A 12104-nucleotide genomic window follows, 5' to 3' on the forward strand; every position below is an offset into this window, starting at 1 on the left:
TTCTCTCCCTGAGGAGACTGTCGCTATTGAGAGTCGTTCGCAGTGTCAACGCTCTTGCGAAACATTCTCATTTTGGGAGCGCGCAAACAGCCAGCAGCGGATGGCGCTGGCGAGATTGGGCGGATGGGGCGCGGTAATCCGCTCGGCATCGATGCGCGCGACGAGCGCGTTGAGCGGCAAATTCTGTGCGAGTGCAGCGGCGCGGAGCGCGTCCCAGAACACCGGTTCCAGCGTGAGCGCGGTTTCGTGGCCGGCGATGGTGATCGAGCGTTTGACGGGGGGTGCGTAAAGGGGAGGCATGGGGGAACTAGTTCAAGCCGCCCGTCTCCACCTCAACCCCCGCGAGCGTCGCGGCCGCAATCGGCTGACCGAACGGCACGATCCGCATCTCGCGATATTCATCGCCCGACGGCCCCCAGTTCTGATGGATCGTGCCCTGCTCGACATCGACAACCCAATATTCAGGAACGCCTGCGCGCGCATAGAGCGACCGTTTGCGCCCGAGATCGATGGCCAGCGTCGTGTCAGACACTTCGACGACCAGCGCGAGTTGGTCGAGTGGCACGGGGTCGTTGCCCGTGTACGACGTCACAGAAATATCGGGCTCTGGCATCGTGTTGTCAGACAGCTGCACCGACACCTCCGACAGGACTTCAAAGAGGCTACCAGCCTTGGCCAGCGCTGCGCTGAGCCGAATTGTGAGGCGGGTCTTGATGCGCGCATGGCCGCTGTACTGCGCGTTCATTGCGTAGACGTCCCCCTCAATCAATTCGGTCTTGCCATGTGCGTCGAATGCACCCGCGCGCGCGATAAGGAGATAGTCCTCGACGCGGAGGCCCAGCTTTTCAGGCGTGCGAAGAGTGGTGACCGCGTTCATGGCTCGTGATGTTAGGGGAGATTGGGATAGGGAGGAAGGGGGTAAGAATAAGGGGATGTTCACCGCAGCCACGGCATCTCCTCTAACCAGTCCAATGCTTTGGCACGTATCGATCACCGTCGCCGCTCATTCCAGTCACTCGAAGAACATCAGCATAGCTAACGTAATATGTAGCTTGCGGCTGAGTTGCAGTTCGAACGACGTCAGCGACGACTGCTTCAAGCAAGCGCCCCCCGATGGCGTAAATGGTAAGCGGTTCCGTTGCAGCATTGCCGAGCGCCTTAGCGATAGTAAGGAGTGCAAGATCATCAATGACGACGCTTATCGGAGCTCTATCTACAGCCGCATCAAAACGAACGACCTTATCATGTCGATCATATTCTCCCGGAGAGGAGATTTTCACTTTCATTTGAGCACCACCCAAGAAGTCGATTCGACTAACCCGATACAAAAATCGCTAGATTGCCTATGTCTTCAACTGCGCCGGTCAAAGCGGTCGGCAAAGCCGCCGCTGTCGTCGGTCGGGGCTGCTGGCCCCGCCGGCCGTGCCGGTGGCTGCCAGCGACGCTCCGCTCGCTGGCACCGGGGCGGACGTGGCCGCCCCTGCCACCGTCAGTACATATGCTGCCCGCCATTCAGGCTCAGCGTCGACCCCGTCACGAACCCGCCGTCTTCGCTCACCAGAAACGCGACTCCGCGCGCGATTTCGTGCGCCTGGCCCAGCCGCCCGACCGGGATTTTCGCGACGATCTTGGCCAGCACTTCAGCCGGGACGGCCGCGACCATGTCGGTGTCGATATAGCCCGGCGCGATCGCGTTCACCGTCACGCCTTTTTTCGCGCCCTCCTGCGCCAGCGCTTTCGTGAAGCCGTGGATGCCCGATTTGGCAGCGGCGTAGTTGACCTGACCATATTGCCCCGCCTGTCCGTTGATCGACCCGATGTTGACCACCCGGCCCCATCCTCGCGCGGTCATGCCGCCGAAGGTTGCCTTGGCCATGTTGAAACAGCCGCCCAGATTGACGCGCATCACGTCGTTCCAGTCGTCGAAGCTCATCCGCGCGAGCACGCCGTCGCGGGTGATCCCGGCGTTGTTGACGACGATATCGACGGGGCCAAGTTCGGCCTCAACCGCCGCACAGCCGTCGAGGCAGGCCTGATGATCGCCAACGTCCCATTTGAACACGCGGATGCCGGTCGCATCCTCGAACGCCTTGGCCTTTTCGTCGTTGCCCGCGTAATTCGCGGCCACGGTGATGCCCATGTCCTTGAGCGTGAGGCTGATCGCCTCGCCGATCCCGCGCGTGCCGCCGGTTACGATTGCAACTCTGCCCATGGTCATCCTCCTGTTGTTTTAGGGGAGCCTAACTGTGGGGCAGCCACCCTTCAAGTTCACGCCCAATGATTAAATGCATAAGTTCCATGCTTTCCGTAGAGGCATTGAGGCATTCGAGCGCCGCGAAATCGCTGCCGCCCGCCTCGACGAACGTCTCGCGGCCACGAATCGCAATCTCCTCAAGCGTTTCGAGATTGTCGGCGGCGAATCCCGGCGTCACCACCGCGACCGATTTCACCCCTTCGCGTCCCAAGCGCGCCAGCGTCTCCTCGGTCGACGGTTCGAGCCATTTGGCGCGGCCGAGCTTGCTCTGGAAGCTGACGACGAGGTCGCGCCTTAACGCGTTGCCAAGCAGCCGTGCCGTTTTCTGGCACTGGCAGTGATAGGGATCGCCGTCCTCGAGCGTCGACACCGGCATCGAATGGAAGCTGGCAACGATCGTGTCGGGCACGAACGACAGCGCCGCAATCTGCCGCTCGACCGACACCTTCAGCGCCTCGATATAGGCAGGATCGTCATGCCATGGCGGCAGGGTACGGAGCGCGGGCTGCCAGCGCATCTGCTTCAGCACGTCGAACACGCGGTCGTTGACCGTCGCAGTCGTCGCCCCCGAATATTGCGGATAGAGCGGCGCAATCAGGATGCGCTGGCAGCCGGCATCCTTCAGCGCCTTCACCCGGTCGGCAATCGCGGGCTTCCCGTACCGCATCGCCCAGTCGACGATCACCGTGTCGCCGAACGACAGGCCACGCGCCTGTTCGGCCGTGATCGCGGCCAGCGGCGACCCTGCCTCGGTCCAGATCTGGCGATAGGCATGCGCGGTGGTCGCGGGCCGCGTGTTGAGCACGAACCCCCGCAAGATGATCTGCCACAACAGCGGCGGCAGTTCGACAACGCGGCGGTCGGACAAAAATTCGCGCAGGTACGCCTTCACCGCGTCGCGCGTCGGTGCCTCGGGCGAGCCGAGGTTGACGAGCAGCACGCCGATTTTGGGCGGCGGAATAATCGGGTGGTCGCCGGGAAGCTGGGCAGCGCGCATCAGGCGTCCTGAATGAGGGGAAGCTGGCGGTAGCGCATGCCCGTCGCCGCGAACAGGGCATTGGCAATGGCGGGCGCGACCGGCGGCACCGCGAGTTCGCCCGCACCGCCGGGATCGGCGCGGCTGACGATCAGCTCGATCTCGATCTTCGGGCAATCCGCCATTCGCGGCAGGCGCAAGTCGCCAAAGCGCTCGGGTCCGGCAAGGCCGCGATGGACCGAGACCGCCGCACTCGTCGCCGCCGACATGCCGAACACCAGCCCGCCGATGATCTGCGCGCGCACAATGCCCGGGTGAATGACGCGCCCGACATCGGCAACCGCAAACAGCCGGTCGACCTGCACCCGCCCGCCGTCGCCGATCCGCGCTTCGGCCAGCACCGCGATATGGCTGCCCGTCATCGAACATACGGCCAGCCCCTGGTTCGAACCTTGCGCGCCGCCCTGCCAGCCGCCGGTCTCGGCAACTTTGGTCAGGCATTGGGCCAGTCGCGGGTTCTGGCCGAGCATCGCCATCCGCACCGAGAACGGGTCGTTGCCGGTCATGTGCGCGACCTCGTCGACGAAGCTTTCGGTGACAAAAGCGTTGGCGCCAAAAGCCCGCCCGCGCCAGTCGCCGACCGGGATTCCGAGCGCCGCCGGATGGTGATCGAGCGCATGGATCGGGATGTCATACGGCGTTGCCGCGCCCATGATCGCCGCCGGTTCGGCAACACCGGCGCTCGCTGCCATTGCCGCTGCCCCCGTCTTGCCCCCGAAAATCCGCGCATCGAGTTCGTGAAGTGCGGCGGGAGTCGCGACCTGTGCGAACAAGGCACCGATCCGTCCCTCGGCGGTCGTGCGTGCCGCGACCTTGACGACGGTGGCGGGGCGGAACGTGTCGCGACGCATTTCCTCGCCGCGCGAGCGCATGAGCTGGACGGGGCGTTTCAGCCGGTCGGCAAGCGTCGCGGCATGGCCGACCAGATCGGTCTCGTACCGCGCGCCAAAGGCCCCGCCGACCATCATCGGGTGGACGACGATCCGGGCCGCATCGATGCCGAGCACGCGTGCGGCGGCCGCGGCGGCCAACCCCGGCACCTGCGTCCCGGTCCAGACCTGCACCCCGTTGCCGTCGATCTGCACGGTCACCGACGCCGTCTCGACGGCGGCATGCGGCGCAAGGCCGACGCGATAGCTCTGGGTCAGGACATCGGCCCCGGCGAACGCGCCGCCGATATCGCCAACCGCCGACAGCCGCTCGCCCCGGTCGAACGCGGCGTCCAGCGCGCGCGCGATGCTGCGGTCGTTGGCGGGCGTCCCTGCAACCACAAACGTCGGTTTTGCCGCGCGCAGCCCTTCGTTCGCTGCCCACCAGTTGGTGGCGGCGACCGCGACCCAGCGCTCGGTTTCGACTACATCGGTGACGCCGGTCACCTTCTCCGCCGCCGCCCGGTCGATCGATTTCAGCCGGGTGTCGCCTACCGGCCCTTCGGCAATCGCGGCATAGACCATGTCGGGCAGGCGGATATCGGCGGCGAAATTGGCACTGCCGTCGACCTTCGACGGCAGGTCGAGACGCGGCACTTCGGTCGCGACCAGCCGGTTCGCGCTGCCCGTCCGCCATGCGACGTCGCCGGGCAGCTTAAGTCTAGCCGCCTCGGCAGCGACTTCGCCGAACCGCATCCGCTCGTCGCCGCGCCAGACGAAGCCGCCGTGCGTGTCGCATGCCCGCCAGTCGGCGTCCCAGCGTTCCGCTGCCGCCGAGCAGAGCAGCGCCCGCGCCGCCGCGCCCGCATCGCGCAGCACGCCTTCGAACCCGCGCACCGACGTCGATCCGCCGGTAGCCATCACGTCGTTACGCCGGTCGACCAGCCGCGCCGGCGCACTGCGTCCCAATCCTTCGTCCCATTCGCGCATTAACAGCGCACTGGCATAAAGCGGCCCCGCGTGTGCCGCCTCGACCGCGACCGTGCGCCAGTCTGCGCCGAGTTCATCGGCGATAATCTGGGCATGAGTTGTAAAGACACCGTGGCCGAGTTCGACCTGCGGCACGACGATGGCGACATGGCCGTCTTCGCCGATCTTCACGAAGCCGCCGAGCACATGTTCGCCGGGCGCGGTATTCAGGCCGGGCGCATAGGCACGCGGCCACAGGGCAAAGCCGACAACCAGGCCCAACCCAGCACCGCCGCCGACAAGCAAGTTACGGCGGGAGATTTTAGGCGCGGGCATGGAGGGGCGTTACGGGCGGGGAGCGCCGCTGCCAATCCCCTTGAGAATCAGGCCGTCTGTTTCGCCTCGGCTTCGTGCACCGCACGGTATTTCGCGCGCAGCCCGACCTTGTCGATCTTTTCGGTGCCGAGTTTGGGCAGGGGGTCGGCCTCGAACCACAGCCGCGCGGGCACTTTGAACGCCGCCAGCTGTTCGCCGAGGAAGAACAGCAGCGCTTCTTCGCTCAGATGCTCGCCGGGATGGACGTGCACGATGGCCCCGACAATTTCACCGAGCCGTTCGTCGGGCAGGCCGAACACGCACGCCTCGGCAATGGCGGGGTGCGCGTAGATCGCCGCCTCGACTTCCTGGCAGCTGATATTCTCGCCGCCGCGGATGATGATGTCCTTCTTGCGGTCGACGATGAAGAGATAGCCGTCGGGATCGAGATAACCGATGTCGCCGGTGCGGAAATAGCCGTCGGCGGTCATGCACGCTGCCGTTGCAGTGGGGTTGTTCCAATAGCCGCTGAAATTGGCGACCGAGCGGATGCTGATTTCCCCGCGTTCGCCCTGCGCTTGCGGCTTGCCGTCATCATCAAGGATCGCGACATCGACCAGCGGCTTCGACGCGCGACCGGTGCTGTTGGGCTTGTCGAGATAATTGCTCGAGAACGAGCCGCAGCCGACGGCATTAGTCTCGGTCAAGCCATAGCCGAGCGCAGGCGGGGCCGGCATTTCGTCGTTCAACCGCCGGACGTGCTCGGGCGGACGCGGCGCGCCACCCGCCGCGAACGACTGTACGGTCGAGAGGTCGTAATTGCCGCGTTCGGGGTGGTTGAGAATTTCCCAGCTCATCAGCGGCACACCGGTGAAGTTGGTGACCTTTTCGCCCTCGATCAGCTTCATTGCCTCGAGCGCGTTCCATTTGGCCATCATCACCATCTTGCGCCCGATGGCGAAGCTGACGAGCAGCATGGGGATTTCACCTGTCACGTGGAACAGTGGCACCGTCATCAACACGGCGTGTTGCGGACGCGGTTCCTTGATCGTCCCGTCCTCGGTGCCGATCTGGAGCATCATCAGCGCCATCGCGATGTAATTGAACGTACCCTGCACCACCGCGCGGTGCGTCGAATAGGCGCCCTTCGATTGGCCGGTGGACCCGGAGGTGAACAGGATCGTGGCCAGATCGTCGGGGCCGACGTCAGGGAGCCCCGCGTCCGCGCCGCCGCGTGCCAGCACCGGTTCCATTGCCTCGCCCAAGGGCAGCGCGACATCGACGAGCACGATCTCGAACCCGGTTTCACGTCCGCATTCGGCGACCCGCTTGGCACGCGGCGGATCCGCGAAGACGAGTTTGGCATCGACCGCCGCGATCCCGTCGCACAGCTCGCCGCCCTGCCACCAGCCATTGAGCAAGGTCGCAACGCCGCCTGCCATCAATATGCCCATGTAGAGCACGACCCAAGACGGCGCATTCCGCATCGCGATGCCGATACGGTCTCCCTTTTTCACGCCGTATCCGCCGACCAAGGCGTGCGCGACCTTGACTGCTTCGGCGTGGACTGTGGCAAAGCTCAGCCGCTCGTCGCCGTCGACCAGAAAATCCGCATCGCCGTGCTGGGCGCAGAAATGCGCGAAATAGCCGATGAGCGTCGGCGGCGCGGCGGCGATGACCGGCACATCGACCCCGCAGGGAAGCGTGAAGCTGCCGAGCGGCAACGGGCCGCCTTCGACCGAAAGCGCGCCGATGGCGCGGTCGATCCGCAGGTCGAGTTCGGACGGCATGTGATTCCCTCTCCGCTTGGTCTTCGCCAATGCCGCTTGTATGGGGGCGAAAACCGGAAGGGAAAAGCCTTGCTGCACGAATTTGCATTGAGTGTTGTTGCAAGTGCGGGTGCCGTAGCGTCGGCAGCCTCGGCGGGCGCGATCCGCTTTACCGATCTCGGCCTCGATCCGGTGGTATTCCGCATCGGCTGGTTCGCGCTGCGCTGGTACAGCCTGGCCTATATCGCCGGAATCGTGCTGGGCTGGTGGTATCTGTCGAAGTTGCTCAAACAGCCGGGCGCACCGATGGCGCAGCGCCACGCCGACGATTTCGTCTTTTATGCGACGCTCGGCATCATCCTCGGCGGGCGGCTGGGCTATGTCTTGTTCTACAAGCCCGAAATGCTTGGCACGCCGACCGATATCATCAAGCTGTGGGAGGGCGGTATGTCGTTCCACGGCGGGCTGATCGGGCTGGTGGCGGCGATCCTGTATTTTGCCTGGAAGAACAAGCTGCCGCTGCTGCGTGTGCTCGATTATGTCGGCTGTGCGACGCCCTTCGGCGAGTTCTTCGTACGCCTCGCCAATTTCGTGAACGGCGAGCTGTGGGGCCGTCCGACCGACCTGCCGTGGGGCATCGTCTTTCCGGGCGGCGGAGATGTCGCGCGACACCCCAGCCAACTTTACGAAGCGGGTCTGGAGGGGCTTGGTCTGGGGCTGCTGCTGTGGTGGCTCTTCTGGAAGACCGATGCGCGTTACTATCCGGGGCGGCTGGCCGGGGCGGGGCTGACCTTTTACGCGCTGGTCCGCTTCGGGCTGGAGCGGGTACGCGCGCCCGATGCGGGCCTCGAGCATCTGTCGTGGGGGCTGACGATGGGGCAGACCCTGTCGTTGCCGGTGCTGCTGGTCGGGCTGTGGTTGCTGACGACGTCGAAGGGGCGGCGTCACCGGATAGAGCCGATTGCCGGAAACGCGAGCGTCGCGTGATCGAGGCCGAGGCGGCAGGCGAAGGGAGGCTGGCCGACCGGCTTGCCCGCGCCATCACGCTGGCGGGGCCGATCCCGGTGTCGCGGTTCATGGCGGCGGCCAACGCTGAATATTACGCGAAGGCCCGCGCCATCGGCGCGGCAGGCGATTTCATCACGGCACCCGAAATCAGCCAGATGTTCGGCGAAATGATCGGCGCGTGGATCGCCGATCTTTGGGGCCGCGCGGGGCGACCGGCGGTCCATTATGTGGAGCTGGGGCCAGGACGCGGGACGCTCGCGGCGGACGCCCTGCGAACGATGGCAAAAGCGAGCCTGACGCCGACCGTGCATTTCGTCGAGACCTCTCCGCGGCTGCGCGCCGAACAGGCAGCCCGGGTGCCGGGGGCGATCTGGCACGACGATGTGTCGACGCTGCCTGACGACGCGCCGCTAGTCGTTGTCGCCAACGAGTTTTTCGATGCACTGCCCATCGAACAGATCGTGCGCGGCCAAGGGGGCTGGCACCGGCGGCTGGTCGCGTGTCAGGACACGCTGTTCCTGCCGATCGCAGGGCCGGTCATGCCCGAGGCCATCGTTCCCGAACATCTGCGCGATGCGCCCGTCGGCAGTCTGATCGAATCGTCGCCCGCGAGCGTCGGCGTGGTCCGCGAGCTGGCGGCGCGACTGGCCCGACAGGGCGGCGCGGCACTGATCGTCGATTACGGCTATGACGGGCCAGCGCTAGGCGAAACATTGCAGGCGGTGCGGGGGCATGGGTTCGCCAATCCGTTCGACGCGCCGGGCGAGGTCGATCTGAGCGCGCATGTCGATTTCGCGGTGCTGGGAGCGGCGGGGCAGGTTGCCGGGGCGACGGTACATGGTCCGGTGCCCCAACGCGATTTCCTTGGGCAGCTCGGCATCGCAACACGCGCGGCGGCGCTGGCCAAGGCATCGCCGCCCCGCGCCGACGAAATCGGCTCGGCCCACGCGCGACTGACCGGCGCGGACGCCATGGGCACGCTGTTCCGGGCGATGGCGCTTACCGGCAGCGGATGGCCGCAACCGGCGGGGTTTGCGTGAGCATCGATGTTGTCGCTTCACCGCTGTTGGATGGGGTTCGCCACGGCTTCCTCGGACGGCAGGGCGGCGTTTCGACCGGTCTTGTCGCGGGCCTCAACGTGGGGCTGGGCAGTGCCGACGATCCACTTGCGGTGGCGGAGAACCGCCGCCGTGCGCTGGCCGCCGTCGCGCCCGATGCGGCGCTGGTCACGGTGTTTCAGGTCCACGGGATCGAGGTTGTCACGCCAGATACCGCTTGGCCCGACGACGCCCGCCCGCCTGCAGATGCGTTGGTCACCGACCGCCCCGGCCTCGCGCTCGGCATCCTGACCGCCGATTGCGCGCCTGTGCTGTTCGCCGATGTCGACGCGGGCGTGATCGGTGCGGCGCACGCCGGGTGGAAGGGGGCGATCGGCGGCGTTACCGACGCAACGATTACCGCGATGGAAGGGCTGGGCGCGCGGCGCGACCGCATCAGCGCAGTCGTCGGCCCGTGCATCGCGCAGGCGAGCTACGAGATCGATGAAGGCTTTCGCGCGCGCTTTGTTGCAGTCGATATCGACAACGAACGCTTCTTTGTGGCGGGTCGCCCCGGCCATATGCAATTCGACCTGCCCGGCTATGTCGCGCAACGGCTGAGCGCCGCCGGTGTCGGCCGCGTCGAGGTACTCGGACTCGACACGCTGGAACTCGACAGCCGCTTCTACAGTTTTCGACGCGCGACATTGGCCGGTGAACCGGACTATGGTCGGCAAATATCGCTGATCGCGCTCCGGTAGAGTCTGCTCGGACTCTGGGCGCGCTCGGCACCGGAGAGAAACCTTGGAAGACGAAGCTACACTGACCGGCACGCCCCAGCGTCGCCGGCCCAAACCCGACATCCTCGCCATCGACAACCGCCGCCTTGCACCCGAGACGCTCATGATGGGGCATGGCTTCGATCCCGCCCTGTCGGAAGGATCGCTCAAACCCCCGATTTTCCTGACCTCGACGTTCGTGTTCGAGAATGCGGCGGCGGGAAAACGCTTTTTCGAAGGCGTGACCGGCAAGCGCCCCGGCGGCGCGGAAGGCCTCGTCTATTCGCGCTTCAACGGACCCAATCAGGAAATCCTCGAGGACCGGCTCGGCATCTGGGAAGATGCCGAAGATGCGCTGGTCTTTTCGTCCGGCATGTCGGCGATCGCGACGGTGATGCTGGCGCTGGTCAAATCGGGCGACGTCATCGTCCATTCAGCACCTCTCTATGCCGCGACCGAAACGCTGATCGGTCGCATTTTCGGGCGGTACGGCGTGCACTGGCTGGATTTCCCGGCAGGGGCGACGCGCGAAGAAATCGATGCGGTGCTCGCCAAGGCAAAGACGCTGGGCAATGTCGCCATGGTCTATCTCGAAAGCCCGGCCAACCCGACCAATGCGCTGGTCGATGTCGAAGCGGTGCGCGACGCCCGCGATACGGCGTTCGATGGCGACAAGCCCCCCATCGTCATCGACAACACGTTCCTCGGGCCGCTCTGGGCCAAGCCGCTACGGCAGGGCGCGGACCTCGTGCTCTACAGCCTGACCAAATATGCCGGCGGGCACAGCGACCTCGTCGCGGGCGGCGCGGTGGGGGCAAAGAGCATCATCAACACCGTCCGCATGATGCGCAACACCATCGGTACGATCACCGATCCGCATTCGGCGTGGATGCTGCTGCGCTCGCTCGAAACGCTCGAACTCCGCATGAGCCGCGCAGGCGAGAATGCCGCCAAGGTCTGCGCCTTTCTACGCGAACAGCCGCAGGTCGAAACCGTCGGCTATCTCGGCTTTCTGGAACCCGGATCGCGACAGGCCGATATCTATGCGCGGCACTGCACCGGCGCCGGATCGACCTTCTCGCTCTATCTGAAAGGTGGGGAGCGCGAGTCCTTTGCGTTCCTTGACGCGCTCAAGATTGCCAAGCTGGCGGTTAGTCTGGGCGGCACCGAAACACTGGCGAGTTGCCCGGCCGCGATGACGCATCTCTCAGTGCCGCAGGAGCGCAAGGACGCGCTCGGCATCGGCGACAACCTCGTGCGGATTTCGGTGGGGGTCGAAAATGCCGAGGACCTGATTGCCGATTTCCGACAGGCGCTACGGGCAATCTGACCGGGCAATCTAGCGCCAGTTGAATACCTGCCACCCCCGCTGCGCGGCCAGCGCGACCAGCGGCGGGTGGGGGTTGGTGGCGAACGCCTCGTCCGCCCAGTTGAGACACGGCGCGTCGGAGACATGATCGCTGTAGAAGCGGATATGGCAATCCTCGCGCGCCAGCCCCTGCCGCACCAGCCACGCCTGCACCATTTCGAGCTTGGCGGTGCCATAGCAATTCTGCGCATCGATCCGCGCCAGCAGCGCGCCCGCCGTATCGGTACGGGTCATCGTCCCGATCACATCGTCGAAGCCGAGCGTGCGCGCGATGGCCCGCGCATAGAATTCATACGAGGCGGTCGCGAGCACCATCCGGTACCCGTCGCCCTTGTCGGCGAGAACGCGGGTCTGCGCTTGCGGCAATATGTTCGTGGCCAGTGTTTCGGCGGCAAAGCTTTCCGCGAGTGCCGACGCATCGGCGGGTGAAAGGGCCGGCCCAACGAGCAGGCTATGGTTGAGCTCTTTCAACCGCCCCCGGTCGATGATCCGCGCCGCGTACAGCAAAATCGTGACGATCACGAAAGGAAGCAGCAACAAACGCCATGGTTTGCGCGTTCGGGCAGCATGGATGAGAAACGGGGTATATGTCGGACGGCGCGTGACCGTCTTGTCCATGTCATAAATCGCCAGACGGATTTTGGCCGGGATTTCGGTTTCGCTCATCGCCCTGCCCTATCGTTGCAACGTCTTGCCGCG

Annotated in this window: 12 protein-coding genes; 4 read left to right on the forward strand and 8 right to left on the reverse strand. The window is 65.3% G+C overall.

The genetic code is table 11. The features are described 5' to 3' along the window. Positions 1-45: 45 nt before the first annotated feature. From M0209_RS11685 to M0209_RS11715, 7 genes are all read right to left on the reverse strand, one after another. On the reverse strand, positions 46-300 hold the full coding sequence (locus tag M0209_RS11685) for a ribbon-helix-helix domain-containing protein (RefSeq protein WP_258888442.1): 255 nt from the start codon (positions 298-300) through the stop codon (positions 46-48). A gap of 7 nt (positions 301-307) precedes the next feature. Then, positions 308-877, reverse strand: coding sequence for a Uma2 family endonuclease (locus tag M0209_RS11690; RefSeq protein WP_258888443.1), 570 nt, complete (start codon positions 875-877; stop codon positions 308-310). 82 nt (positions 878-959) lie between these two features. Next, positions 960-1286, reverse strand: a complete 327-nt coding sequence (locus M0209_RS11695; protein ID WP_258888444.1) for a hypothetical protein — start codon at positions 1284-1286, stop codon at positions 960-962. A gap of 203 nt (positions 1287-1489) precedes the next feature. Next, entirely contained in the window at positions 1490-2212 is a 723-nt protein-coding gene (gene phbB / locus M0209_RS11700) for an acetoacetyl-CoA reductase (RefSeq protein ID WP_258888445.1), read from the reverse strand. Positions 2213-2240: 28 nt separating this feature from the next. Next, positions 2241-3251 carry a ferrochelatase gene (gene hemH / locus M0209_RS11705; protein WP_258888446.1) on the reverse strand — a complete coding sequence of 337 codons (1011 nt, stop codon included), beginning with the start codon at positions 3249-3251 and terminating at the stop codon, positions 2241-2243. Then, complete coding sequence (locus M0209_RS11710) at positions 3251-5410, reverse strand: molybdopterin cofactor-binding domain-containing protein (RefSeq protein WP_309547064.1); 2160 nt, start codon at positions 5408-5410, stop codon at positions 3251-3253. Before M0209_RS11710 ends, hemH begins: the two co-directional genes overlap by 1 nt. Positions 5411-5511: 101 nt before the next feature. Next, on the reverse strand, positions 5512-7233 hold the full coding sequence (locus tag M0209_RS11715) for a class I adenylate-forming enzyme family protein (RefSeq protein ID WP_258888448.1): 1722 nt from the start codon (positions 7231-7233) through the stop codon (positions 5512-5514). Positions 7234-7302: 69 nt separating this feature from the next. Here M0209_RS11715 and lgt point away from each other — a divergent pair, with 69 nt between their 5' ends. The 4 genes from lgt to M0209_RS11735 are packed head-to-tail and all read left to right on the forward strand — an operon-like array spanning position 7303 to position 11366. Continuing rightward, a complete protein-coding gene (gene lgt, locus M0209_RS11720) occupies positions 7303-8199 on the forward strand; it encodes a prolipoprotein diacylglyceryl transferase (protein ID WP_258888449.1) in 897 nt (298 codons plus the stop codon). Next, positions 8196-9260 (forward strand): class I SAM-dependent methyltransferase, encoded by a 1065-nt coding sequence (locus M0209_RS11725; protein WP_408988199.1) that lies wholly within the window; start codon positions 8196-8198, stop codon positions 9258-9260. Before lgt ends, M0209_RS11725 begins: the two co-directional genes overlap by 4 nt. Beyond that, positions 9257-10018, forward strand: coding sequence for a peptidoglycan editing factor PgeF (gene pgeF / locus M0209_RS11730; protein WP_408988200.1), 762 nt, complete (start codon positions 9257-9259; stop codon positions 10016-10018). The genes M0209_RS11725 and pgeF overlap by 4 nt, the downstream gene beginning before the upstream one ends. A 43-nt stretch (positions 10019-10061) precedes the next feature. Then, on the forward strand, positions 10062-11366 hold the full coding sequence (locus tag M0209_RS11735) for a cystathionine gamma-synthase family protein (RefSeq protein WP_258888451.1): 1305 nt from the start codon (positions 10062-10064) through the stop codon (positions 11364-11366). Between the two features lie 9 nt (positions 11367-11375). Here M0209_RS11735 and M0209_RS11740 read toward each other — a convergent pair whose 3' ends face one another. After that, on the reverse strand, positions 11376-12071 hold the full coding sequence (locus M0209_RS11740) for an HAD family phosphatase (protein WP_258888452.1): 696 nt from the start codon (positions 12069-12071) through the stop codon (positions 11376-11378). Positions 12072-12104 lie beyond the last annotated feature (33 nt).

Origin of the sequence: Sphingomonas sp. SUN039 (assembly GCF_024758725.1) — a bacterium.
Taxonomy (GTDB): Bacteria; Pseudomonadota; Alphaproteobacteria; order Sphingomonadales; family Sphingomonadaceae; genus Sphingomonas_O.